The sequence below is a fragment of the Flavobacterium sp. ACN6 genome (assembly GCF_002304005.1).
In the GTDB taxonomy this organism is placed as follows: Bacteria; Bacteroidota; Bacteroidia; order Flavobacteriales; family Flavobacteriaceae; genus Flavobacterium.
In genome coordinates, this window is sequence record NZ_MRCQ01000009.1 from 119,100 (window position 1) to 145,877 (window position 26,778).

Below are 26,778 nucleotides of genomic sequence, written 5' to 3' on the forward strand. Positions count from 1 at the left end.
CCCAAATTCCAATTTTACTAAATTTTGGAATTTGGGATTTTCTTTATCGGGATTTTAAATATTTCTAGAATTCCAAATAATGTATATATCCAAAGTTAAACCAAACCTGCCAGTCATTAGATTTGTTTTCTGTGTAAATATCTTTGTTTGGGTTCAATCCATCAATCCAATCTGAGCTATACATTTGAAAACGAGTTTCAAACATTAAATCACTCATTGTAGTTAATTTATAATGTACTCCAACTGCTGCTGTTGCTGATAAAACTACACCAGATTCAGAAGAAAATCCATGTGCACGTCCGTCAGATGGAGTTAAGTATTTTCCTGGTGTAACATTAGGAAGAGTAATGTCTCCCAAACGAGATCCTACTTTAGTAGAATAATAACTAACCTGGAAACCTACACTTCCATACGGACTGAAACTACCAATTGTGTTTTCGAAGTCATGTATTTTCATGAAAGGAGAAAATTCGATTTGAGCTCCAAGACCCAGTATAGTAGAACTTGCATGCATGTTTTTTAATTGTTGCGCAAATACTCCGTCTGGTTTGTATTCAACCCATTTTCCGAAATGCTTTAAAGTGGTTCTGCTAAAAGATAAATCTGATCTCACTTTAAAATGTTCAGTAAAGAAACTTTCTCTATTATTATTTGCCGAAAAGTTGATAAAGTGCATAACTCCAATGCCAAATCCAGAGTTTCCAGCATTTGTGTCAAAATTATTTCTTTGGCCAAAATCAGACTGTAAAGTAACGGGTCCTGCGTATATTCCTATCTCTTGAGCTAGGCCTGCTTGCGCTGATGTAACAGTTGATATGCCTAACAAGGCAAATAATGTGATAAATAGGTGTTTAGACATTTTTTAGGGCTTACAAATCTCGGCAAATATATAAAAAACCTAATCGATTCAAAATATTAAAACGTTCTATTGAAAAATAAGTAGCAAAATACTTAATTTGATAACTTTTAAAGGGTAATTTGCGTGTAAACACCTACATGTAAAATGTGTTTTTTTGTATTGTTTGAAAAAAACACAAATCGATTCAAAAAAGTGAAAAATATAACAGCGAATCAGAATTTGATATATCTTTGTGTGTTAAAACGAAAACGTTTTCTTAAACTCAAAATTGGATCAGAAAACGGAAAAATTAAATCAAATTATCTGAAAATTTATTTCAAATATGGAACAAAAAATAAATGAATTTATGGCTCTTATTGAGTCAAAAAATCCAAACGAACCAGAGTTTCTTCAAGCGGTAAGAGAATTTGCAGAAACAGTTATTCCATTTATTGCTGAGCGTAAAAAATACGATGGAAAAAATTTACTTTTAAGAATAGCTGAACCAGAACGTTCTATAATTTTTAGAGTTCCGTGGGTAGATGATAACGGTGAAATTATTGTAAATAGAGGTTTTAGAATTCAAATGAACTCTGCTATCGGACCTTATAAAGGTGGAATTAGATTTCATCATTCGGTAAATTTATCTGTTTTGAAATTTTTAGCTTTCGAACAAGTATTTAAAAACAGTTTGACAACACTTCCTATGGGAGGTGGAAAAGGTGGTTCTGATTTTGATCCAGAAGGAAAATCTGATGGAGAAATTATGCGTTTCTGCCAGTCTTTCATGACAGAATTATGCCGTCATATTGGACCAGATCTTGACGTTCCTGCTGGAGATATTGGAGTTGGAGCAAGAGAAATTGGATATTTGTTTGGTCAATATAAAAGAATTAGAAATGAATTTACTGGAGTTTTAACTGGAAAAGGTTTGGCTTACGGAGGTTCGTTAATTAGACCTGAAGCTACAGGATATGGAGTAGTTTATTTTACAGATCAAATGTTACGTACAATTGGTCATGAAGTAAAAGGTAAACGAGTTGCTATTTCTGGATTCGGAAATGTTGCTTGGGGAGTGGCTTTAAAAGTAAATGAACTTGGAGGAAAAGTAGTTACAATTTCTGGTCCTGATGGTTATATTTATGATGAAGAAGGAATTTCTGGAGAAAAAATCGATCATATGGTCGAAATGAGAGCAACTGGCGATAACAGAGCCGAAAGATATTTAGAGAAATATCCAAATGCTGTTTTCCATAAAGGAAAAAGCCCTTGGGAAGTAAAAGTAGATATCGCGATTCCATGTGCTACTCAAAATGAATTAAACGGAGAAGATGCTCAAAAATTAATTGATAATGGTGTTTTATGTGTAACAGAAGCTGCAAATATGCCTTCTACATTAGATGCTATTAAACTTTTCTTAGATAATAAAGTGTTATTTGCTCCAGGAAAAGCAGCAAACGCAGGTGGTGTTGCAGCTTCTGGATTGGAAATGACTCAAAACTCTATCCGTTTAAACTGGACTAGCGAAGAAGTTGATTTACGTTTGAAAGATATTATGGTTGGAATTCACAACCAATGTAAAAAATACGGTGCAGAAGAAGACGGATATGTTAACTATGTAAAAGGAGCGAACATTGCCGGATTTGTTAAAGTTGCCGACGCTATGCTTGCGCAAGGTGTAGTTTAAAAATTTAATTGCAATGTTAAAATGCCTTCGATTGTCTTTATCAAGATAAATCGGAGGCATTTTTTATTTGCACCAAAATTAAATAATCTCGTTTGTAGTATATTTGTCTATTCGAATACATATATGATGAAGAAGATACTTTTCTGCTTTTTGTTTTTAGCACTAATTCAGTTTTGCCAGGCACAGAATAAATCGTCTTGGCAGGGGTATTTTTCATTTAATGAAATAAAGGATGTTTCAGAGTCTTCAATAACTGTTTTTGCAGCTTCAGAAAATGCTTTGTTTTCAAAAAACACTACGACAAACATTTTAAAAACGACAACGACTGTCGATGGACTTTCTGGTCAGACTATTTCTGCAGTTTATTACAGCGAAGCATTTAAAAAAACAATAATCGGTTACGAAAATGGTTTAATAATTCTAGTCAACGAAACTGATGGAAGCATCTTAAAAAAAGTAGATATCATTAATAAACAGCTGCCAGCAAATATTAAAAAGATTAATCATTTTATGGAGCATAACGGTTTAGTCTATGTTTCTTGTGATTTCGGAATTGTACAGTTTAATTTGAATACTTCTCAGTTTGGCGATACTTATTTTGTAGGTGATAATGGAGCTGAAATTAGCGTAAAGCAAACCACTTTTTTTAACGGATTTATTTTTGCTGCCACTTCAAACGGTATCAGAAAAGCGGATAGTACAAATGCTAATTTGATTGATTATAATCAATGGAGTGTTGTAAATACAGGAAGTTGGTCTGCTGTTGAGGCTTTAGATACAGAATTGATCGCAGTAAATGATACAGGATATATTCATCGCTTTAATTCGAATACTTTTATCGGTTTTACACAATTACCGCAAGCGGCTGTCGATATGAGGGCCAAGAATCATAATTTATTTGTTACCATAGCAAATACGGTGTATGTGTATAGTAATCAAATGGTTTTAAATCGACAGATTACTAATTCTCAGGTTTTAGATAACACTTTGAATTTTAGCTGCGCAACTACAGTTGGAGATCAGGTTTATATTGGAACCAAAGAAAAAGGATTGTTTTTTTCTACCCTTAATACTGCTGCTGTCTTTCAAAATAATACGCCATCAGGACCAGTACGAAATAATATTTTTTCTATAGATGTAACTCCAAATACTTTGTGGGCAGTTTATGGAAATTATGATACTTCTTATGATCCTTATCCTTTAGATAGTTACGGACTCAGCAGGTATAATACTTCGGGCTGGTTAAATATTCCATATTCTGAAGTTTATGATGCGAAATCAATTACCAGAATTCTTGTAAATCCAAACAACGAAAAACAAGTTTATGCAAGTTCATTTTTTTCTGGATTGTTAAAGATTGAAAACGAAGTGCCCAATTTTTTATATAACGAATTAAACAGTGGTTTAGAATCTATTACAAATGCAGGTGCAGATTATATCGATGTGCGTATAAATGCAAATGCCTTTGATAAAAACAGCAATCTTTGGATAACGAACAGCCGAATCAAAAACGGGCTGAAAGTTTTAAAAACAAATGGACAATGGGGAAGTTATTCTATGACTTCCATTTTTGATAATGCAGAAAATGTCAGTTACTCAAGTATAGTTGTGGATCGAAACAATGTAAAATGGATTGGAACAAATAGAGATGGAGTTGTTGGTTTTAATGAAACAACTAACACATTTAAAAAAATGACTTTTGGTACCGATGTTGGGAATCTGCCAATTGCAGATGTTAGAACGATAGCGCTGGATACAAAAAACCAGCTTTGGATTGGAACCACAAAAGGTTTAAGGGTTTTGTCTAATGTAGCAAACTTTCAATCGGAAAGTCAGCTGAAAGCAAATGCAATAATTATTCAGGAAGATGATCTTGCACAGGAATTACTTTACGAACAGTTTATTACTTCAATTGCTGTTGATGGAGCAAACAATAAATGGATAGGAACGGCAGATTCTGGTGTTTTTATGGTTTCTCCAAATGGACAGGAAACCAAATATCATTTTACAATAAATAATTCTCCTCTGCCAAGTAATTATGTAAACGATGTAAAAGTAAACAGCAAAACCGGCGAAGTTTTTATTGTGACTAATAAAGGAATGGTTTCCTTTAACGGAATCGCAACTGGAGCAAATGATAATTTGAATAACGTTTATGTGTATCCAAATCCAGTTCGTCCAACTTATACAGGAACCGTAAAAGTTGCCGGATTAATAGATAAAGCCAATGTGAAAATCACAGATATCGAAGGAAATCTGGTTTATGAAATAACATCCTCAGGCGGAACAATAGAGTGGGATACAACGGCTTTTGGTAAATATAAAGTAGCTTCGGGCGTTTATATGGTGTTTATTTCGGCACAAGACGGCGGTGAAACCAAAGTTAAAAAAATAATGATTATTCGATAATATGCAGTCGCAGTCTCAGTTTTCGGTATTCAGTTTAAAAATGACATCAGATTTTAGTATTCAAAAAATCTAAAATCTAAAATCTAAAATCTAAAATTGTTAGTCAAAACCAAAGCCATAGTAATTTCCTCTTTAAAATTTCAGGAGAAAAGCTTGATCGTAAAATGTTTTACGCTCTCAAGCGGATTGAAATCTTATTTTGTGCGCGATGCTTTCTCAAGTAAAAAAGCAAGTCAGAAGATTGCGTATTTTCAGCCTTTTTCGATTTTAGAAATTGAAGCCGTTCATAAAAATAAAGGTACGCTGGAAAACTTTAAAGAAATTAAAAGCGCTGTTCCATTTCAGAGTATTCACACAGATATTATAAAAGGTACAATGGTGATGTTTCTTTCAGAAATGCTTCATTATTCTATTCAGGAAGAAGAAAAAAACGAGCCGCTTTTTGTTTTTTTAGAAACGGCCTTAACTTGGCTGGATCATCATGATGAAATTTCTAATTTCCATTTAATCATGTTGTTAGAAATTACCAAATACCTTGGTTTTTATCCCGATCTTTCAGAAAGAGATCTGCCATTTTTTGAAATGAATGAAGGCGTTTTTACGCTTTTTCAAAATGGAACTGTGCTCTCTGAACATGAAACCAATTTATTTAAAAAATTATTGGATTTAAGATTTGATAATGATCAAAAAGTCTTTCATGTTTTAGAAAGACAAATACTGCTTAAAATCCTGATTGATTATTACAGTCTGCACTTAGATGGATTTAAAAAGCCTAAATCTTTAGATATTTTAAAAGAAGTTTTCTCTTAAATCATGCAAAAGACCAATATTTGTTGAAAAATCTATTATATATTTCCAGATATTAGTCTTTTTTCTGTCATCTTTTATCTATTTTCCTCAAAATTCCTTACTTTCGCACCTCGTTTAAGAAAAGGATAAAATGAGCACAAAATTTACTGAATACAAAGGACTTGACCTGCCAGCTGCAGCGTCTGAAGTTCTTGATTTTTGGAAGAAAGAAAATATATTTGAAAAGAGTGTAACAACTCGCGAAGGTGCTGAGCCTTTCGTGTTTTTTGAAGGTCCGCCTTCAGCAAACGGATTACCAGGAATTCACCACGTAATGGCGCGTGCGATTAAAGATATTTTTTGCAGATATAAAACTCAAAAAGGTTTTCAGGTAAAAAGAAAAGCGGGTTGGGATACTCACGGTTTACCTGTAGAATTGGGTACCGAAAAAGAACTTGGAATTACAAAAGAAGATATTGGAAAAACCATTTCCATCGAAGAATATAACGAAGCGTGTAAAAAAACAGTTATGCGTTATACGGATGTATGGAATGATTTGACCGAAAAAATGGGATATTGGGTTGATATGGAAGATCCATATGTTACTTATAAACCAAAATACATGGAATCTGTTTGGTGGCTTTTGAAACAAATCTACGATAAAGGTTTGTTGTACAAAGGTTATACGATTCAACCCTATTCTCCAAAAGCAGGAACTGGATTATCTTCTCACGAAGTAAATCAGCCAGGAGCTTACAGAGATGTTACAGATACTACGATCGTAGCGCAATTCAAAACTTTGCCAGAAACTTTGCCAAGCTTTTTACAAGGTTTTGGAGATGTTCATATCTTGGCCTGGACAACAACTCCCTGGACATTACCCTCGAATACAGCTTTAACAGTTGGACCAAAAATCGATTACGTTTTAGTAAAAACATTCAATCAATATACTTTTGAGCCAGTTAATGTTGTTTTGGCTAAAAACTTAGTTGGAAAACAATTCGGAAAAGGGTTTTTCTTAAGCGAAGATGATGCTGATTTTGACAATGTTAAAAACGGAGATAAAAAACTGCCGTACAAAATTTTAGCAGAAGCAAAAGGAGCTGATTTAGTTGAGATCCGTTACGAACAATTATTGCCTTATGTTTTACCATATCAAAATGCTGAAAATGCATTTAGAGTAATTGCAGGAGATTTCGTTACGACAGAAGACGGAACAGGAATTGTACATACAGCGCCTACTTTTGGTGCAGATGATGCTAAAGTAGCAAAAGAAGCAAAACCAGAAGTACCGCCAATGTTGGTTTTGGATGAAGAAGAAAATGCAGTTCCATTGGTTGATTTACAAGGAAAATTTACTGCTCACTTAGGTGATTTAGCAGGCAAATACGTTAAAAACGAATATTACGAGGCAGGGCAGGCACCAGAGAAATCTGTGGATGTTGAAATTGCAATTCGATTAAAAGAAGAAAATAAAGCCTTTAAGGTTGAGAAATACGTGCACAGTTACCCACACAGCTGGAGAACTGATGAGCCGTTATTATATTATCCACTAGATTCTTGGTTCATTAAAGTAACCGATGTAAAAGATAGAATGTTCGACCTGAACGAAACTATCAACTGGAAACCTAAATCTACTGGTGAGGGACGTTTTGGAAACTGGCTTAAAAATGCCAACGACTGGAATTTATCTCGTTCTAGATATTGGGGAATTCCGTTGCCAATCTGGAGAACAGAAGATAAAAAAGAAGAAATTCTTATCGGCTCTGTTGAAGAATTGTACAATGCTATTGAGAAATCTATCGAAGCTGGTTTTCAAAAAGAAAATCCGTTCAAAGGTTTCGAAATCGGAAACATGTCTGAATCAAATTATGATTTAATTGATTTGCACAAAAATGTAGTTGATCAAATTACTTTGGTTTCAGCTTCTGGCCAGCCAATGAAACGCGAAAGCGATTTAATTGACGTTTGGTTCGATTCGGGAGCAATGCCGTATGCACAATGGCATTATCCTTTTGAAAACAAAGATAAAATCGACGAGAATAAAGATTTTCCTGCGAATTTTATTGCAGAAGGAGTAGATCAAACTCGTGGATGGTTTTATACGTTACACGCTATCGGAACTTTGGTTTTTGATAAAGTAGCTTATAAAAACGTAGTTTCAAACGGTCTGGTTCTGGATAAAAACGGAATCAAAATGTCTAAGAGTAAAGGAAATACGATTGACCCGTTTAAAACTATTGAAGAATACGGTCCAGATGCCACGCGCTGGTATATGATCATGAATGCAAATCCGTGGGACAACTTGAAGTTTGACCTTGAAGGAATTGCTGAGGTGCGTCGTAAATTCTTTGGAACTTTATACAACACCTATTCATTCTTTTCGTTATATGCGAATATCGACGGATTCAAATACGCTGAAGCAGAAATTCCATTAAACGAAAGACCTGAAATTGATCAATGGATTATTTCTGAATTACATTCTTTAATCAAATTTGTTGATGAATGTTATGAAGATTACGAGCCGACAAAAGCAACAAGAGCCATTTCTGACTTCGTTCAGGAAAACTTAAGTAACTGGTACGTTCGTTTATGCCGCCGTCGTTTCTGGAAAGGGGAATATGCTAAAGATAAAATTGCAGCTTACCAGACGCTTTATACTTGTTTGTTAACGATCAGTAAATTAAGCGCTCCTGTAGCTCCTTTTTTTATGGATAAATTGTACCGAGATTTAACAGCTTCTACGGGAACTGAGGATTTTGCTAGTGTTCACTTGGCTGAATTCCCAAAATTTGTCGAAAACTTTGTTAATAAAACGTTGGAAAGCAAAATGCAGAAGGCGCAGACGATCTCATCTTTGGTTTTATCATTGCGTAAAAAGGAGATGATTAAAGTACGACAACCTCTGCAAAAGGTAATGATTCCAGTACTTGACGAGAATCAGAGAGCTGAAATTGAAGCGATATCTGACCTTGTAAAAGCCGAAGTAAACGTTAAAGAAATTGAACTTTTAGACGATGCTTCAGGTATTTTGGTGAAGCAGATTAAGCCTAATTTTAAAGCTCTTGGACCACGTTTCGGGAAGGATATGGGGCTGATTTCTAAGGAAATACAGGCTTTTTCTGTAGATCAGATCAATCAGTTGGATAAACAGGGAACGTTAGATATTGTTATTTCTGGAAATAATGTAACTTTATCATTAGAAGACGTCGAGATAACATCACAGGATATTGAAGGTTGGCTGGTTGCTAATTCAAACGGAATTACAGTTGCGCTTGACATTACAATATCTGAAGAATTAAAAAATGAAGGTATTGCGAGAGAGTTGGTAAACAGAATTCAGAATATCCGTAAAGATTCAGGATTTGAAGTTACTGATAAAATTAAAGTACAAATTAAAAGAGACGGTAATTTAGAAGAAGCCGTTTCAAAAAATGAAGACTATATTAAGTCTGAAACACTAACAGACGACTTGGTTTTTGTAGACGCTTTAGAAAACGGCACAGAAATTGAGTTTGATGATATTAAAACAATGATATTAATTTCAAAATAATTATAAAATGATAGATGAAATTACAAGATACTCTGACGCAGATTTAGCAGAGTTCAAAGAGATAATCCAAGCAAAAATACAAAAAGCGCAGGCAGATCTTGATTTAATCAAGAGTGCTTATATGAACGATTTGAATAACGGAACAGACGATACTTCTCCAACTTTTAAAGCTTTTGAAGAAGGAAGTGAAACAATGTCAAAAGAAGCAAACTCTCAGTTGGCTATCAGACAAGAGAAATTCATTCGTGATTTAAAAAACGCGCTTTTCCGTGTAGAAAACAAAACATACGGTATCTGCAAAGTAACAGGTAAATTGATTGGCAAAGAAAGGCTTAAAATCGTTCCTCATGCAACAATGAGTATCGAGGCTAAAAATTTACAAAGATAAAATTCACTGAAATAAAAAAATAAGCGCTCCTTTCAGGGGCGTTTTTTTTGTTTAATGTTTTAGAATTAGTCTAAGTAAGGACTTGTTTTTGATTTGAAAGAAATGGATTATTTTTTAAAGAAACACTTCCAAAACAAGGACTGATTTTTTGTAAGAATAAAAAAGGCAGTCGATTTGGGGCCGCGAAAGAAAAAAATAGAACCGTCTCGTTAAGAGACAGTTCTACAATGGAGTAATTTTTTATGCTAGGTTTTTTTCAACTTCAGCTTTGTGCTTTCTTAAAATGGCTCTAGTCATACCTAGGTTTGCTTTTGAAGCATCTGCAGCAAGGTAGATCATAAATTTTTTGTTCGGAGAAATATCGATAATGTGGATTTGATTCGATAAAGTAATCAAAATATCTTCGATGTCTTGGTTGAGGTTTAAGGCTTTTACCGCATTTAATTTGGCTTTTACAACTTCTAAGTTATAAGCCGCTGCAAGTTCTGGGTCAAAACCTGGATCGATTGTTAAATTTCCAAAGCTTAATCCAGATTCAATTTCTGTTACAGCGACAGCGATAAAGCCGTTTACGTTTGTTTTCATTTCATTTAAAAACACGTTTAAAAAATCATTACTCATAGTTTGTGGGTTTGTTTGTTAATAGATTTATGTTATTTCAGTAGGGAATTTTTGCTTAATTCAGCAGATACTTCTTCTGTTGAGCGCATCAATAATGCAAGATTGCTTCCTTCTTTCGAAAAAGCAACAATAAAATTAGAGCCGCTAATTTTGTTTCCAACAATAACGCCTTCTGCACTTTTTAAATATAGTTGTTTTAATGAGCCTTTTTCTAAGTCAATTAAGAACTTTTCGCTCATTGATAAAATTGCGGCACTCATTGCGGCAATACTGTCTCCGTAGTCTAGGTTTAAGGAAGTGATTAGTTTTCCTTTTCCGTTTAAGATTAATGCTGCGGTCGATTTTGTGCTGACAAGAAAGTCATTTAAGGTAGTTGTAATTTCATTCATGATTTTGTAGGATTTTGGGAAGAATGTTAAATTCAGTTCATTTTGGTATTTGTTTGAGAAATTAATAGCGAATCATCCTAAACAAGTGTTAATTTTAATTAACAAATATAAATTAATTTATGTATCATTGTAATACCAAATCATTAATAATTTAAATTATTTACTGTAAAAAACTTACATTATGGGTAAAGTATTGAAATTCAAAGAAGTAAACTCTGACGTAGAGCGCAGAATGAAAGATTTTGAAAAACTGCGTATCAAGTTTAAAGCAGATGTAAAAAAGGGCGAAGCGAAAAAGCTTGCTGCCGGAAAAGAGAGCAAAGGAATATTCAAATCGATTTCAGATTTTTTCTCCGACAGTCCAAAAACACCCGCAAAAGTGCCTGTGAAAAAGTAAACTTTCATGGGTTTAAAGTGGCAGATAAACTTTCTGCAGTTTATTACAAAACAATTAACGTTCCATAAGGAGCGTTTTTTTTGATTTAATTGTTATTTTTGCCCATCAAAAAATCAGAAAATGTCATTACGAAAAGCGTACTTCCTTATATTTTTAGTTTTAATTGTTGATCAGCTTTCTAAAATCTATGTCAAAACAAATTTTATTCTTGGAGAAGAAGTAAAAGTGATGGGGGCTGAGTGGTTCAAAATTCATTTTATTGAAAATGAAGGTATGGCTTGGGGAACAAAAATACCTGGAGAATACGGAAAATTGATTTTAACCGTTTTTAGAATTTTTGCTGTTTTCGGAATTGGCTGGTGGCTTTCTGACTCCATAAAGAAGCGTCATTCTACATATTTGATAGTGGCTATTGCTTTAATCTTTGCTGGAGCGGCAGGAAATATAATTGATTCTGTTTTTTACGGAGTTATTTTTGATGACAGTACTCATAATTTGGCAACAATTTTTTCGCCAGTTCCGTACGGAACTTGGTTTCATGGTTTAGTGGTGGATATGTTTTATTTTCCTATTTGGGAAGGAAATCTTCCAACTTGGCTTCCCTTTTTCGGTGGAAAACACTTTGCTTTTTTTAATGCTATTTTTAACGTTGCCGATATGGCAATTTCTACAGGCGTAGGTATACTTTTGGTTTTCAATAAAAGAGCGTTTCCAAAACATTAATTATTTTTAAAAATACAATATTAAAAATTCCAAATTCGAATATTTGTTTGCAATTAGTGCTTCAAAAATTGGAATTTGGAATTTTTCTTTATTGGGATTTAATATTTAATTGTGCTATTTTTACAATACTAAAACCAAACTTATGCAAAGTCCGTCTTTCTCTATTTATGATGCTTCTGCAGGATCAGGAAAGACTTATACTCTGGTAAAAGAATACCTGAAAATTATTCTTTCTTCTCCAAAAAACGATGCCTATCGAAATATTCTTGCCATAACTTTTACCAATAAAGCGGTTCATGAAATGAAAAGCCGTATTGTTGGAAGTTTATCTGAATTTGCAAAAGATGATCCTTCTTTAAAAGCTGCAGATCTAATGGAAGATCTTTCGCGCGATACCGGACTTTCAATTATCAAAATTAAAACCAAATCGCAGCAGATTATTAAGCACTTAATTCATAATTATGCTGCTTTTGATATTTCTACCATTGATAAATTTACCCATAAAGTTATTCGTGCTTTTGCACATGATTTAAATCTTCCAATGACTTTTGAGGTTACGCTTGATACCGAGAATTTATTGGTTGAAGCTGTTGATGCTATTATTGCTCAAGCGGGAGAAGATGAAACATTGACAAAATTACTCATCGATTTTACAATGGAAAAAACCGATGATGATAAAAGCTGGGATGTTTCTCGTGAGATTCTGGATACGGGAAGATTGGTTTTGAATGAAAATAATCGAAATGAGATTTTGCATTTTCAAGACAAAAGCATTGAAGAGTTTGTTGAGATTAAACAAAAAATGCAGGCGCTTTGCAAAGAATTAGAATCTAAGAATGAAGCATTGGCTTCTAACGCAATTGAATTAATTGATAAAAACGGAATTGATTCAAAATCATTTTCCAGAGGAACTTTTCCGAATCATTTAGAAAGTATTCGAGATGGAAAGTTTAATCCAAAGAATAAAACCTTTCATGAATTTGAGGATATTGCAATTAACAAAACGGCAAAAGACCGAGCGTTAATAGAAAATATTATTCCCGAACTGCTTCAAATGTTAAAAGAGGTTTATCAAAATTTTGAAAAAAGAGATTTTTATAAAGCCTTCTTAAAAAATATTACGCCGCTTTCATTGCTGAATACAGTAAGTAATGAGTTGGCAAAAATTCAATCGGAACAAAATATATTATCGATTTCAGAATTCAATGCTATTATTCATAGGGAAATTCAAAATCAGCCGGCGCCATTTATTTATGAGCGTTTAGGAGAGCGTTACCGTCATTTTTTTATTGATGAATTTCAGGATACATCAGAAATGCAATGGCAGAACTTAATTCCTTTAATTGATAATTCGCTTTCGGGGTTAGATGATTATGGAAATAAAGGAACGCTGATGATTGTGGGAGATCCAAAGCAGTCTATCTATCGCTGGCGCGGCGGAAAAGCAGAGCAGTTTATAGAATTAAGTAAAGATGTAAATCCGTTTAATAATCCAGATAAAGCAATCAAGCATTTAAATACCAATTATCGCAGTTTTAGCGAAGTTATTGATTTTAACAATGCTTTTTTTAAATTGATTTCCGCGGAATTTTCAAATGAAGATTATAAAGATTTGTATGAAAATCATAGTTTTCAAAATACAAATTCAAAAAAAGGCGGTTATGTAAATATTTCTTTTCTTCCAATTGTAGATAAAAATGAATTTCTTGATGAAGACGAGGTTGTAGAAAAATCGGATTTGTATGTTTTGGCGACTTTAAATACAATTCAGGAAGTGGTTAGGCAGGGTTTTGAATATAAAGATATTGTGATTCTGACCCGAAAAAGAGATCAAGGAATTGCAATCGCGAATTATTTAACCGAACAGGGGATTCCGCTTTTGTCTTCGGAAACCTTGATGATTCAAAATGCAGCAGAAGTTCGTTTGGTTATTCATTTACTTCGATACTTAAATAACAGTGCAAATTTAGAAGCGAAAGCTAATTTTTTGCATTTCTTGGCTTCAAATACAGATTTGAATACGCCTGTTCATGATTTTATTGCAAAAGGAATGAGTTACAGGTTGGAAAAAGAATTCGAAGAGTGGCTTTTGACTTTTGATGTTTCTTTTTCATTTGAAGATGTTCGGAAAAAATCTTTATATGAAGCAGTTGAAATTATTATTTCGAAGTTTATTCTGCCTTCGGAAGGAAATGCTTATGTGCAGTTTTTTTTAGATATTGTTTTAGAACGAGATATTAGAAATCAATCTGGAGTCGCAGATTTTTTAGTTTTCTGGGATAAGAATGCTCATAAATTTAGTATTCCTTCTCCAGAAGGGAACAACGCAGTTCGAATTATGACCATTCATAAATCGAAAGGATTGGAATTTCCCGTTGTAATTATGCCTTTTGCTGACGAAGATTATAATCGAAAACCAAAAGATAAATTATGGCTCGACACTGAAGAAACCGATTTAGGTGTTCCGAAAGCGCTGGTTGATAACAGTAGTGTTGTTGAAAGTTTTGGTGAAAGTGCTTCGGCGGTCTTTAATTTGAAAAAACAAGAAGAATTATTAGATAATATAAATGTTTTATACGTGGCTCTAACGCGCGCAGAAGAACAATTGTATGTGATTTCCCAATCGCTGAAGGCAAAAAACGATGGAGAATATCCAAATAATATGGCTTCCTTTTTTATTAAGTTTTTGATCAATGAAGGTGTTTATGATGAGGAGAAATTGAATTATGAATTCGGTGATAAAATGAGGCTTTCAAAAAATACAAAAACAGTCGATTTGGTAAAATCAATTCCAATTGTAAAAGAAGTCTTAAATCCTAAAAGTATTAAGATTGCACAGCGCGAAGCTTTGATGTGGGGAACACATCAGCAGGAAGCAATTTCTTATGGGAATATTGTTCATGAGATTTTGGCGTTTGTAAAAGATAAGTCAGATATTGATTTAGCGGTAACAAAAGCTCTCGAAAATGGATTGATAACCTACGACCAAGTTGATATGGTATTGCAGACCTTGCGTGAAATTGTAAATCATCCTGAATTAGCTCTTTGTTTTGATGGAAATCATACGGTTTTGAACGAGCAGACAATTGTGCAAAAAGAAGGAAGAATTTTAAAACCGGATAGAGTTGTGTTTTTAGAAAGCAAAGAAGCTTTTTTATTAGATTATAAAACAGGGGCTGTGAATAGTAAATATCAGCAGCAAATTCAAGAATATCAAGATGCAATTGAAGATTTGGGATACAAAGTGTTAAAAAAGGCATTGGTATATATAGGGTCGGAAATTGAAGTGGTAAATTTGTGAAAAAATTAATCAGATGTTAAAGAAATAACGAAGCTTTATTTTGGTTAAGTTGTTAATTTTTAACGTTTTAAATATATAAAAAATGTACGGTAAAATTAAAGAACATCTGCAAAGTGAGTTGCAGACCATAGAAGAAAATGGAATTTTCAAAAAAGAACGAATTATTACATCACCTCAAGGTGCTGAGATTAAAATTTCAACTGGTGAAACAGTTTTAAATTTTTGTGCTAATAATTATTTAGGGCTTTCATCACATCCAGAAGTAGTTCAGGCGGCGAAAGATGCTATGGATACTCATGGTTTCGGAATGTCTTCTGTTCGTTTTATCTGCGGTACACAGGATATTCATAAAACATTAGAGCAAAAAATAGCTGATTTTTACGGTACAGAGGATACTATTTTATATGCGGCGGCTTTTGATGCAAACGGAGGTGTTTTTGAGCCATTACTTGGTGAAAATGATGCAATTATTTCGGATAGTTTAAATCATGCTTCTATTATTGATGGCGTTCGTCTTTGTAAAGCGGCACGCTATCGCTATGAGAATAACAATATGCAAGATCTAGAACAACAGTTAATTAAGGCTAATGAAGCTGGAACTCGTTTTAAATTAATTGTAACAGATGGTGTTTTCTCTATGGACGGCTTAGTGGCGCCACTTGATAAAATTTGTGATCTAGCAGATAAATACGATGCAATGGTAATGGTAGATGAATGCCATGCTGCAGGATTTATTGGTGCTACAGGAAAAGGAACTCTTGAGGCAAAGGGAGTGATGGGGAGAGTGGATATTATTACAGGAACTCTTGGTAAAGCTTTAGGAGGTGCAATGGGAGGATATACTACAGCAAAGAAAGAGATAATTGAGTTGCTTCGTCAAAGATCAAGACCATATTTGTTTTCAAATTCTTTAGCGCCTGCAATTGTTGGAGCTTCAATTAAAGTTTTTGAATTATTAGAAAAAGATACCACATTACGCGATAAACTGGAGTGGAATACCAACTATTTTAAAGATGGAATGAAAAAGGCTGGTTTTGACATTATAGATGGAGATTCTGCAATTGTTCCTGTTATGTTATATGACGCAAAATTGTCACAAACTATGGCAGATGAACTTTTGAAACAAGGAATTTATGTTATTGGTTTCTTTTTTCCGGTTGTGCCGAAAGAAAAGGCCAGAATACGCGTCCAGCTGTCTGCAGCGCATGAAAAAGAACACTTGGATAAGGCGATTAATGCCTTCACAGTTGTCGGTAAAATGTTAAAAGTTATATAATTACCACTTTGGTCAAATTTTTGTAGGTTTTTTTTAACATTTCATTTTGTATTTAAAAAATTTGGTGTTACTTTTGCTTGTAATTAACTAAATTGTAATTAAAAAAATTAAGTATGAAACATCTTAACAAACTTTTAGTTGCTGTGTTGATGGCGATGGGTTTAAGTTCTCACGCACAAGACAGTAACAATCCATGGGCGATCTCTTTCGGGGTTAATGCTGTGGATACCAGAACTAGTGCAAGTCCGGACCATGTTGACTTTTTTCCTGCACACTTTTCTCAGCCATTTGATGCAAAAGATAACTGGAATATTCTTCCTTCTTTATCTTACATTGGAGTGTCTAGATATGTTGGGAGCGGTTTCTCTGTAGGTTTACAAGGATCTGTGAATAAAATCGACAAGTATGTTACTTTTAATCCATCTGCTGCAGGTAGTGATGGAAGAGGTATGGTTGTAACTAATCCTGGTGACTTAATGTACTACGGAATTGATGCTACTATCAAATACAGCTTCCAAGAATTAATCAAATCTAAAGTGATTGATCCTTCGTTATCTGTTGGTGGAGGTTATACTTTCTTCGGAGATAGCAGTTACGGAACTGTTAATCCAGGTGCTGGTATTACTTTCTGGTTTACAGATGCTATTGGTCTTGAGTTAGCTACAAGATACAAATGGTCTGTTAGTGGTGATAGAGAAGATGCAGCTGGTGTTCCAGATGCTCCATCTCACTTCCAACACACTGCAGGTTTAGTTTTCAAATTCGGAGGTAAAGATACTGACGGAGACGGAATCTATGACAAAGACGATGCTTGTCCAGATGTTGCTGGTTTAAAACAATTCAACGGATGTCCTGATACTGACGGAGACGGAATCGTTGATGCTTCTGACGCTTGTCCAGATGTATTCGGTTTAGCAGCTTTAAACGGTTGTCCTGATACTGACGGAGACGGAATTGCTGATAAAGATGATGCTTGTCCAGATGTTGCTGGTTTAGCTGCTTTAAAAGGTTGTCCTGATACTGATGGAGACGGAATCGCTGATAAAGACGATAAATGTCCTACAGTTGCTGGTCCTAAAGAAAACGGTGGTTGCCCATTCTTAGATGCTGATAAAGATGGTGTTGCTGATAAAGATGATGACTGTCCAACAGTTTATGGTCCTGCAAGTAACAGAGGATGTCCAGAAGTAACTTCTGAAGCATTAGAAGATCTTAAAGTTCAAGCTAGAGCAATCTACTTCAACTCAGGAAAAGCTACTTTCAAATCAGGAGACAAAGAAACTCCAGCAAGATTAGACGCTATTAAAGAAATCCTTAAAAACTATCCAAACGCGAAATTCAGCATTGAAGGTCACACAGATAGCGATGGTTCTGATAAATTGAACCAAAAACTTTCTGAAGATAGAGCTGCTGCTGTTATGAACGCTTTGATCGAAAGAGGAGTAAATGTTGATAACTTAGTATCTAAAGGTTTTGGTGAGTCTCAACCAGTTGCAAGCAACAAAACTGCTGCAGGTAAAGCTCAAAACAGAAGAACAGAAATTAGACACATTGGTTCTAAATACCAAGGTAAAATCTAATTTACTTTCTAAATAAAAAGGAAAAGCCATTCTTAATTGAATGGCTTTTTTTATTTTTATACTATGATAAATACTTCTTTTCTTCAAAAAATTGCTGGTGTCGTAATTCAAGATTATGCGGAGAAACTGTCTCAAATAACGATAATTCTTCCTAACAAAAGAGCTAAAGTTTTTTTGATTGATGCTCTTAAAAAGGAAACTAATAAAACTATTATTGCTCCTGAAATTACTAGTATTGAAGATTTTGTGCAAGACGTCGCGTCCATACGTTCTATAGATTCAATTGAACTTTTATTTGAATTCTATGAAGTTTATTTATCGATTACCGAAAAAAAGAATCAGCAGTCATTTGAGTTATTTGCTAACTGGGCAAAAACGCTGTTGCAGGATTTTAATGAAATTGATCGTTATCTTTTAGATCCTTCGCATGTTTTATCCTATCTGAAAGATATTGAGGATATAAAAAAATGGGGACTGGAAGTAGATCAAAAAACAAAACTTCTAGAAAATTATATTGATTTCTGGAAATTACTTCCCTTGTATTATGATTCCCTCTATAATCATTTGTTGTTTAAATCTATAGGCTACCAAGGTTTGGTATATAGAGAGGCTGTAAATAATTTGAATCATTTCTCAAATACAATTGGCAATCGTATTTTTATTTTTGCAGGATTTAATGCTCTTAACGCTGCAGAGGAAAAAATAGTACAGCATTTATTAGCTTTAGATCAGGCTAAAATTTATTGGGATGCTGACCAAACTTTCCTAAATGATCCTTATCATGATGCCGGACTTTTTTTAAGACGTTTTAAAGAGAGTTGGAAACATTACAAATCAAATATTTTTGAATGGATTGTAGATGATTTTTCGCAGTCAAAAAATATTCAGATTATTGGAACTCCTAAAACAATTGGGCAGGCAAAATTAACGGGAAGTATAATTGAAAATTTAATTGATCAAGACCCTGGCACATCTTTAGATAAAGTAGCCGTCGTGCTTGGTGAAGAGAATTTATTAGTTCCGGTTCTATATTCGCTTCCTTCTTCTGTTGGATTTTTGAATATCACGATGGGATATTCGGGAAAAAATAATCCATCTCAAATTTTGGTTGCTAAGTTATTTAAAATGCATACTAATGCACTTTCTCGTAAAGGAGGCAGTTATGTTTTTTATTATAAAGATGTGCTGGATGTTTTAACGCATCCTTTAGTTGAGCCTTATGCAAATGCTCAGGCGTTAGTAAAAATTATTAAAGAGAATAATTATACTTTTATTACGCATTATAAAATTTTGGAACTTCATTCTAATCCTTCTTCCTTTTTTGATCTCTTATTTGAAAAATGGGAAAGTGGTTCTGTTGCTGTTTTAAAGAATATTTCGGCTTTGCTTATTGCAATTAAAGAACATTTTAGCAACGATAATGAACAAGAGAAAATTGCAAAGGCATTTGTTTATGGGGTTTTTAAAGTAATTAATAAACTTATAAATTACTATTCAAAACACAACCATATCGATAATATTGATACACTTCATGCTATTTATAAACAGATTATAGATCTTGCCGAAGTATCTTTTGAAGGTGAGCCGTTAAGAGGCTTGCAGATTATGGGGGTTTTGGAAAGCCGTGTTTTAGATTTTGAAACCGTTATTATAACGTCAATGAATGAAGGCAAATTCCCTGCTGGAAAATCTCAGAATTCTTTTATCCCGTATGATGTAAAACGCGAATTAGGTCTTCCGACTTTTAAGGAAAAAGATGCAATTTATACGTATCACTTTTATCATTTACTGCAAAGGGCAAAGAATATTTATCTAATTTATAATACTGAAAACGACGGACTAGATGCGGGTGAAAGAAGCCGTTTCATCACCCAATTAGAAGTAGAAAAACAAAGAAAGCATAATATCACTTTCGATATTTATAATCCAGTGCTTCCAAATACCGCTTACGAACCTATTTCTGTTACGAAATCGGAAGCAGTTATGGAACGTTTGAAAGAAATAGCCGCAACAGGTTTTTCTCCGTCGGCATTAACGAGTTACATTCGGAATCCGATTGATTTTTATTTTCAAAAAATACTGCGAATTCGTGAAGTGGAAGAAGTAGAAGAAAATATCGCTTTAAATACTTTGGGAACTATTATCCATGAAACTTTGAAAGCTTTATACGAGCCTTTTATTGGGAAATTTATTGCTGAAAATGATCTTTTAAATTGTTTTAAATTATTGGATGATGAAGTTTTAAAGCAATTTAAATTAGTTTACAAAGAGGGAGAAATCAAGAAAGGACGAAATCTTTTGGCTTTTGAAGTTGCGAAACGAAATGTTGCCAATTTCTTAAGAATGGAACTAGAATCCATAAAAAATGATGAGGCGATTCAGATCATTGCTTTGGAACAGACTTTTCAACGCGAATTTGTTCATCCGAAACTGCCTTTTCCGGTTTTGATTAAGGGAAATGTCGATCGTATTGAGCGACGTGACGGGAAAATTAGAATTATCGACTATAAGACGGGAAAATTAGAAAAAGCGAGTGTAGTGCTGAAAACATGGAATGGTTTAACACAGGAGCTTAAAAACGATAAAATTATCCAAGTATTGGCGTATGCATATATGTTTGAGAAAGAAGCTGGAAATCTGCCAATTGAAGTGGGGATTATTTCATTTAAAAATTTAAAATCTGGTTTCCTGCCTTTTGGGTTTAAAGAAGAGAAAGAGTTAAATACAACCGTAACACCCGAAATGTTAAATTCTTATCTAGATGAAATTGCTAATTTGTTAGCCGAAATTTTTAATCCTGCTATCCCTTTCGAGGAAAAAATATAAATTGCTTTATCAGAAAATTTCAAAACATATTCGAATTCTATAAGACAACTTTAATTATAAATTTAGTTGTTTCTGTTCTTGCGTTGTTTTTCGGAAGCGTTAATTATTTTTTATTTTTGTTCGTTACAATTGGTTTTTTGTCAAGTCTTGGCTTTAAAGAATTATACCGTAAAAACGAATATTGGTTTTATGCTAATAACGGAATTTCAAAAAACAAACTTATTTTTTATAGTTTTTTAATGAATGCTTTTGTTGTTGTTCTGGCGGGAATTGTATTAATCTTTATTCAAAAAATATATTGAAAAAACATATTCTCGAGATTAGCGGTATTCAAAAGAAGTTTAAAAATAGGTTTATACTTTCAGATATTTACTTGAAAATTGAAACAGGTAATATTGTAGGTTTGCTAGGGCATAACGGTTCTGGTAAATCAACTTTACTAAAAATTGCATGCGGCAATTTAGCGGCTTTAGACAAAAGCATATTTATTGATGGAATTTCAAAAAATAATTCTTCAGATTTGGTAAATGAAATTAGTTATCTGTGTCAAGATCAATTTGTTCCAAATCATTTGTCCGTAGTAAGGACAATTATGTTATCAGTCGATAAACAAAAAGCAATTCTTTTTTGTGAAGATGGTTTTCTCAAACCTCTTTTAAAAGAAAAAATTAAGAATCTATCGTTTGGAGAATTGCGTTATCTCCAAGTAAAATTGATTCTTTTTAATACTTCTAAATTTGTTCTTCTGGACGAACCTTTTAGTGGATTGTCTCCTAAAATGATTGAAATTATATCGCAGTTAATTAAAGAAAATTCCGAAGAAAAAGGAATTATTATAACAGATCATCAATATGAAAATGTTATGAAAATTTCAACAGGTTTGTTATTGTTGAAAGAAGGCAAGTTGCATAAAATCAATGGAAAAGACGAACTTATACAAAAAGGTTATCTGACAAGTTCGTCTCTTCAATAGGTTGTTTTTAACTGAATATTTTTTTGAAAAAACCTCTCTTGGTCTTATCTCCAGAATTTGTGGTATTGATGTTTCCGTTTTCAATACGAAATCTTCTAAATTTCTCCAGTTTTACATTTAGGTCAAAGCGTAATTCGTCAACAGTTTTCATTTGAATAAATTTTTTACAAATCTATATAAAAACTTTTGGGTAATGCAACAATCTAGAAATGTTAATTTTAGATTTGAATTTTATGAAGCGAAATGTTATGATTTTAGAATTATATGTTTTTTCTGTTAATTTTTTTTAAATATTTCATCCAAAAAAAGACGATTAATTAAGCGATAAATAAAAGTGATTCAGGATGTTATACGTGTCTTTTTTTTAACAAGTGTTTATCGCGCAATTGTTAATATTGAAATATCTTTGACCCTTCCAAAACATGACAAATAAAGAATATGATTGATTTACAAACACTAGTAGAAGAGACTGGAGCAGAGTCTGGATTGAGTTTTAATATTGATGGAATCTTAAACGAGTCGGTTAATTTAGAATACGACGGAAATGTTGCAGCAATGATAGGAATGATCTTGAAAATGTGCCTCGAAATGTCTGAAGACGTTAACAACGGAGATCTTAAACAAGTAATGATTAAGAATAATGACGGAATTGTAGTGGCAAGCAAAGATCAAGATGATAATTGTATTGCGCTGCTTTCTAAAGATTTAAGCAAAATGGGACTATTACTTCGTAAAATGGATTCTATTTTTAATAATTAATTTAAAACCAACATTTAATAAACATGTCAGATTTTTTACAAAATTTTCAAAACGATTTAAAAGAGAATGTTAACGGATTTATCGCTGTTTCAGTAACTGAGGTTGAGACAGGAATGTCTTACTGCTCACTAACTGTAAATCCTGATTTTGATCCAGAATTAGCATCTGCTTACAATTTAGAAGTAGTTAAAGCTAAACTAAACGCAATTAAAGCTTTAGGATTAGACCAAAAAATCAATGATATCTTAATTACATTAACAGATCAGATCCATATTATTGATGTTTCTGAAGACGGAAGATATTTTATCTATTTGGCTGTAGATTCTACAAAAGCAAATCTTGGTTTAACAAGAGCTACTTTGTCTAAATACAAAAAAGATATTACTTCAAAGTTATAATAACATTTGCCCCCAAAAATGAGAAAAAGGCTATTTCAACCTCGGTTAGAAACGGCCTTTTTTGGTTTTTATGATTTAATTTTTAAGCGAAGAAATCTAATAATATAAGTTTCAAAGCTTCTTTGTTTTCGATGTGGCTCATATGTCCGTCTTCAAAAGAAACTAATTCGGCTGTAGTGTCTTTAATTTGCGCAAGATTTTCTTCGTAATTTAAAACAGGATCTTTTTTGCCTAAAATCAATAAAAGCGGAAATCTATTTTCTTTTAAAAGCCATTCTCTGTCTTTTCGTATTTTCATTCCTTCAAGCGAAGCCACAATTCCCTGCAAAGGCGTTTTTAAAGCCTGCTCTTTTACTTTTTCGATTTCGGCAGCTAAACGTGTTCTATTGTTTTCGCTGAATAAATTAGCAATTGCAAGACTTACAAAGCTTATGTAATTTTGTTTTACTGCTTTTATAGCGCGGGTTCTATTTAGTTTTTTTTCTTCGTTATCCTCTTTAGAGGTTGAATTCTGTAAAACTAACTTTTGAATTTTCTGCGGATATAATTCGGCGAAAGCCAAACCAACATAACCACCCATGGAATGCCCGACAATTATAGCTTTTTCTATTTTTAAATGTTCCAAAACTTCATTAACAGCATTGGCATTTTCTTCCATTTCGTGAACATAACCTAAAGAATCAGATTCCCCATGGCCCAATAAATCGATTGTTACAACGCGATATTGTTCTGAAAGAAGAGCAACATATTCTGTCCACATTGTTTTGTTTTCCAAAAAGCCGTGAAGCAGCACAACTGCATTTCCTTTTCCTGAATCTGTAAAAGAGATCTTGGTGTTTTTATAGAGAATATTTTCCAAAATAATGTTTTTAAAGTGTGACTGCAAAGATAACAAAAGGCAAAAGCATATAAAAAGTATACGTTTATTCGAGTTAAAGAAAAAGTTTATTCAGTTCAAATTTAAAAGAACAAACATTGCTTGTAACCTTCAAAACAAACGGCCAGCATTTCTGCCAGCCGTCTTGATTCTATAATCTTTTCTATTCTTTATTCATTCATCAAAGTTTCGATCTCGTCAACTTCAACTGGAATGTTTCTCATTAAGTTAAAAGGTTCTCCTTTTTCTTGAACCACAATATTATCTTCCAAACGAATTCCGAATTTTTCACCTGGAATATAAATTCCTGGCTCAACGGTAAACACCATATTTGGTTTCATTGGCTCGTGAAGTAATCCGTAATCGTGCGTGTCTAATCCCATGTGGTGAGACGTTCCGTGCATGAAATATTTTTTGTAAGCAGGCCATTCTGGATTTTCGTTCTGAACATCGGCTTTGTCTAGTAACCCTAAACCAAGCAATTCAGAAGTCATAATTTTACCCACTTCAATATGATATTGTTTCCAAAGTGTTCCTGGAGTCAGCATTTTCGTAGCTTCGTTTTTAACATTCAAAACCGCTTTGTAAACCGCTTTTTGACGATCAGAGAATTTTCCAGAAACTGGAATTGTTCTCGTCATATCGCTTGAATAATTCGCATATTCTGCCGCAACGTCTAATAAAATCAAATCGCCGGCTTTACATTGCTGATTGTTTTCGATGTAATGCAAAACATTCGCATTGTTTCCAGAAGCGATAATTGGCGTGTAAGCAAAACCTTTAGAACGGTTACGAATGAATTCGTGAGCCAATTCAGCTTCGATTTCATATTCCGTAACATTTGGTTTTACAAACGAAAGCAATCTGCGGAAACCTTTCTCTGTGATATCACAAGCATGCTGAATCAAATCGATTTCTTCGCTTTCTTTTACAGAACGAATGCGTTGTAAAATAGGGTTACTTTTCGCCACATTATGCGCTGGGTAACGCTCTTTCCACCATTTTACAAAACGAGCTTCGCGAGTTTCCGTTTCAACGCTTGCACGGTAATGTTCGTTGGTGTTAATGTACATCGTATCGGCGTATGTCATCATTTCGTTCAAAACTTTATGAAAATCCTGTAACCAATAAACCGTTCTAATTCCAGAAACCTGAAAAGCACGTTCTTTAGTTAGTTTTTCACCTTCCCAAACCGCAATATGATCGTTAGTTTCTCTCAAGAAAAGAATTTCTCTTTGGTTTTCGTAAGGCGCATCTGGAAACAAAAGCAAAACGCTTTCTTCCTGATCTACACCGCTCAGGTAAAAAATATCTCTGTGTTGTGCAAACGGTAATGTACTGTCGGCACTAATTGGGTAAATGTCATTAGAGTTGAAAACGGCAACACTGTTAGGTTTCATTTCTGCCGTGAATTTTCTGCGATTTTTTACAAAAAGAGCGCTGTTTATTTGATGATATTTCATAATTATTTCGTTTTTGAACTTCGAATTTCAAAATTACTAATTTTTGAAGAAGTGACGTATAATTGATTTATTAAAGTTTTCTTATTTGTTTTCAGGTTTGCCACGAAGGCGCTAAGGCTCGAAGTTTTTTTAATTGAAAAGTGCGTATAGGTTTACCGAAAGTTTGTTAATGCTATTTTTACTCGTATAATTTTGTCATCTTGACCAAGGAAAGATCACACTAGTAATTCTACAAAGAAAATCTTCAATCTTATTAAACCTGACAGGTTTTTAAAACCTGTCAGGTTTGTTTGCCGAAATTAGAATCTTAATATGGGCGTGTCCCTCTGGGTCGGGCTTTCGGCTATATCTTTTATTCCGCTCTGCTCCATAAAAGGATACCGCCTCTATCCCTCACGCTTGGGGGTTTAGAAGAAATTTAATGGTTGAAATAATGTTTAATTATCCAATTTTGTATATTGTGATGAATTACTTGGGTAAAAATGAAAGAGCTATTAATTGAAAGCAAAGGAATAAGAACGGATCAATATTTTATACCACCGTTTGAGTTAAGGGAAGGAGAGTTGGTTATTTTGTATTTGTATGGAGGAGGTCATTTTCAAGGCATCAAAACGGAATTGGTTAATATTTTTACTGGAAAAATAAAAAATGAAAATGTGATTGTTACTAAGTCTTTGACTCACGTAGATTATTTTAAAGAATCAAAATTTAGAAGTTTGTTTTTTCCAGTAAGAGTTGAAAAATATTTAAAGAAAAGAGCAAATCTAGAAAGTGAATTTATCCAAAAAATTTATGAAATTCCATGGATTAATAAAAAGACTAAATTAAATGAACTTTATTGGAAATCTAATCGACTACTTTCATTATACGCAACATTTTCCAAGACAAAATATATTGTGTTTGAATTAGCGGGATTAGGACCTGTTGATGCAAAAGAAAACTACAATATAGTTAGAAATGAAATTAGAAAAGGCGGCGCTGCAATACTTATTGATTGGGCTTCTGATATGAAAGATGATTGTGATAAATTTATAACCTTAAAATGGCTGTCAGTTTAAATTGATGTAGAAAACATGAACTCAAACCTGAAAATCAGAAAAATCCAAAACCAAGATTTAGACTTCGTTTACAAAGCAATCTGCGAGCTCGAAAATGAAATTTTAGATTTTGAAGTTTTTGAAACAATATTTAATGAAAATATTTCAAACCCGAAAAATCTTTATCTAATTGCCGAAAACGAAAATGAAGGTTTAGGATTTATCAGCTTTCATACCCAAAATCTTTTGCATCACTGCGGAGTTGTCGGCGAAATTCAGGAATTTTTTATTCATCAAAATTATCGAGGAAAAGGCGTTGGGCGGTTATTGATCAATGAAATCAAGAATTTTGCAGATCAGAATAACTTAAAAAGTATTGAAGTAACCACAAATAAAAAACGAGTAGAGAATGTGGCGATTTACGAAAATCTAGGTTTTACTCTAAGTCATAATAAATTTACGATTTATAGGAATCATTGATGTATTCACTTGAT

22 protein-coding genes are annotated in these 26,778 nt (G+C 33.4%); 16 read left to right on the top strand and 6 right to left on the bottom strand.

What is annotated here, in order from left to right; all coding sequences use genetic code 11:
- Positions 1 to 64: 64 nt before the first annotated feature.
- Positions 65 to 859 carry a glutamate dehydrogenase gene (locus tag BSF42_RS14985; protein ID WP_095953896.1) on the bottom strand — a complete coding sequence of 265 codons (795 nt, stop codon included), beginning with the start codon at positions 857 to 859 and terminating at the stop codon, positions 65 to 67.
- Positions 860 to 1,181: 322 nt separating this feature from the next.
- On the opposite strand from BSF42_RS14985, the gene gdhA reads away from it, so the two are divergent.
- From gdhA to BSF42_RS15015, 5 genes are all read left to right on the top strand, one after another.
- The gene (gene gdhA, locus BSF42_RS14995; protein WP_095953898.1) at positions 1,182 to 2,525 is read left to right on the top strand and encodes an NADP-specific glutamate dehydrogenase; all 1,344 of its coding nucleotides are present in this window, start codon (positions 1,182 to 1,184) and stop codon (positions 2,523 to 2,525) included.
- Positions 2,526 to 2,651: 126 nt separating this feature from the next.
- Positions 2,652 to 4,934 carry an ABC transporter substrate-binding protein gene (locus BSF42_RS15000; protein WP_095953899.1) on the top strand — a complete coding sequence of 761 codons (2,283 nt, stop codon included), beginning with the start codon at positions 2,652 to 2,654 and terminating at the stop codon, positions 4,932 to 4,934.
- Positions 4,935 to 5,030: 96 nt separating this feature from the next.
- The gene (gene recO, locus BSF42_RS15005) at positions 5,031 to 5,744 is read left to right on the top strand and encodes a DNA repair protein RecO (RefSeq protein ID WP_095953900.1); all 714 of its coding nucleotides are present in this window, start codon (positions 5,031 to 5,033) and stop codon (positions 5,742 to 5,744) included.
- 130 nt (positions 5,745 to 5,874) lie between these two features.
- Complete coding sequence (ileS, locus tag BSF42_RS15010) at positions 5,875 to 9,276, top strand: isoleucine--tRNA ligase (protein ID WP_095953901.1); 3,402 nt, start codon at positions 5,875 to 5,877, stop codon at positions 9,274 to 9,276.
- A gap of 7 nt (positions 9,277 to 9,283) precedes the next feature.
- Complete coding sequence (locus BSF42_RS15015) at positions 9,284 to 9,664, top strand: TraR/DksA C4-type zinc finger protein (protein ID WP_095953902.1); 381 nt, start codon at positions 9,284 to 9,286, stop codon at positions 9,662 to 9,664.
- Positions 9,665 to 9,904: 240 nt separating this feature from the next.
- Here the strand turns inward: BSF42_RS15015 and BSF42_RS15020 are convergent, their stop codons facing one another.
- A complete protein-coding gene (locus BSF42_RS15020) occupies positions 9,905 to 10,285 on the bottom strand; it encodes a hypothetical protein (protein WP_095953903.1) in 381 nt (126 codons plus the stop codon).
- A gap of 32 nt (positions 10,286 to 10,317) precedes the next feature.
- Positions 10,318 to 10,674, bottom strand: a complete 357-nt coding sequence (locus BSF42_RS15025; RefSeq protein ID WP_091494460.1) for a roadblock/LC7 domain-containing protein — start codon at positions 10,672 to 10,674, stop codon at positions 10,318 to 10,320.
- Between the two features lie 181 nt (positions 10,675 to 10,855).
- Here BSF42_RS15025 and BSF42_RS15030 point away from each other — a divergent pair, with 181 nt between their 5' ends.
- The 7 genes from BSF42_RS15030 (at position 10,856) to BSF42_RS15065 (ending at position 21,750) form a co-directional block, all read left to right on the top strand.
- Positions 10,856 to 11,071 carry a hypothetical protein gene (locus BSF42_RS15030; protein WP_095953904.1) on the top strand — a complete coding sequence of 72 codons (216 nt, stop codon included), beginning with the start codon at positions 10,856 to 10,858 and terminating at the stop codon, positions 11,069 to 11,071.
- A 120-nt stretch (positions 11,072 to 11,191) separates the two neighbouring features.
- Entirely contained in the window at positions 11,192 to 11,794 is a 603-nt protein-coding gene (locus tag BSF42_RS15035) for a lipoprotein signal peptidase (protein ID WP_095953905.1), read from the top strand.
- Positions 11,795 to 11,936: 142 nt separating this feature from the next.
- Entirely contained in the window at positions 11,937 to 15,095 is a 3,159-nt protein-coding gene (locus tag BSF42_RS15040) for an exodeoxyribonuclease V subunit beta (protein ID WP_095953906.1), read from the top strand.
- A gap of 82 nt (positions 15,096 to 15,177) precedes the next feature.
- Positions 15,178 to 16,371 carry a glycine C-acetyltransferase gene (kbl, locus tag BSF42_RS15045; RefSeq protein ID WP_095953907.1) on the top strand — a complete coding sequence of 398 codons (1,194 nt, stop codon included), beginning with the start codon at positions 15,178 to 15,180 and terminating at the stop codon, positions 16,369 to 16,371.
- Positions 16,372 to 16,484: 113 nt separating this feature from the next.
- Complete coding sequence (locus tag BSF42_RS15050; RefSeq protein WP_095953908.1) at positions 16,485 to 17,951, top strand: OmpA family protein; 1,467 nt, start codon at positions 16,485 to 16,487, stop codon at positions 17,949 to 17,951.
- Between the two features lie 63 nt (positions 17,952 to 18,014).
- Positions 18,015 to 20,777: a PD-(D/E)XK nuclease family protein gene (locus BSF42_RS15055; protein WP_095953909.1), complete on the top strand. Its 2,763-nt coding sequence runs from the start codon at positions 18,015 to 18,017 to the stop codon at positions 20,775 to 20,777.
- Positions 20,778 to 21,075: 298 nt separating this feature from the next.
- The gene (locus tag BSF42_RS15065) at positions 21,076 to 21,750 is read left to right on the top strand and encodes an ATP-binding cassette domain-containing protein (protein ID WP_095953911.1); all 675 of its coding nucleotides are present in this window, start codon (positions 21,076 to 21,078) and stop codon (positions 21,748 to 21,750) included.
- 7 nt (positions 21,751 to 21,757) lie between these two features.
- Here BSF42_RS15065 and BSF42_RS22475 read toward each other — a convergent pair whose 3' ends face one another.
- Entirely contained in the window at positions 21,758 to 21,901 is a 144-nt protein-coding gene (locus BSF42_RS22475; RefSeq protein WP_172426700.1) for a hypothetical protein, read from the bottom strand.
- Positions 21,902 to 22,188: 287 nt separating this feature from the next.
- Here BSF42_RS22475 and BSF42_RS15070 point away from each other — a divergent pair, with 287 nt between their 5' ends.
- Positions 22,189 to 22,509 (top strand): hypothetical protein, encoded by a 321-nt coding sequence (locus BSF42_RS15070; protein ID WP_095953912.1) that lies wholly within the window; start codon positions 22,189 to 22,191, stop codon positions 22,507 to 22,509.
- A 23-nt stretch (positions 22,510 to 22,532) separates the two neighbouring features.
- Positions 22,533 to 22,907 (top strand): hypothetical protein, encoded by a 375-nt coding sequence (locus tag BSF42_RS15075; RefSeq protein ID WP_095953913.1) that lies wholly within the window; start codon positions 22,533 to 22,535, stop codon positions 22,905 to 22,907.
- A gap of 82 nt (positions 22,908 to 22,989) precedes the next feature.
- Here BSF42_RS15075 and BSF42_RS15080 read toward each other — a convergent pair whose 3' ends face one another.
- Positions 22,990 to 23,766, bottom strand: a complete 777-nt coding sequence (locus BSF42_RS15080; RefSeq protein ID WP_095953914.1) for an alpha/beta fold hydrolase — start codon at positions 23,764 to 23,766, stop codon at positions 22,990 to 22,992.
- A 188-nt stretch (positions 23,767 to 23,954) separates the two neighbouring features.
- Positions 23,955 to 25,247, bottom strand: coding sequence for an aminopeptidase P family protein (locus BSF42_RS15085; protein WP_095953915.1), 1,293 nt, complete (start codon positions 25,245 to 25,247; stop codon positions 23,955 to 23,957).
- 482 nt (positions 25,248 to 25,729) lie between these two features.
- Between BSF42_RS15085 and BSF42_RS15090 the strand changes: the two genes are divergently transcribed.
- A complete protein-coding gene (locus tag BSF42_RS15090; RefSeq protein WP_095953916.1) occupies positions 25,730 to 26,305 on the top strand; it encodes a hypothetical protein in 576 nt (191 codons plus the stop codon).
- A 15-nt stretch (positions 26,306 to 26,320) separates the two neighbouring features.
- On the top strand, positions 26,321 to 26,764 hold the full coding sequence (locus BSF42_RS15095; RefSeq protein WP_095953917.1) for a GNAT family N-acetyltransferase: 444 nt from the start codon (positions 26,321 to 26,323) through the stop codon (positions 26,762 to 26,764).
- The last annotated feature ends 14 nt before the right edge of the window (positions 26,765 to 26,778 follow it).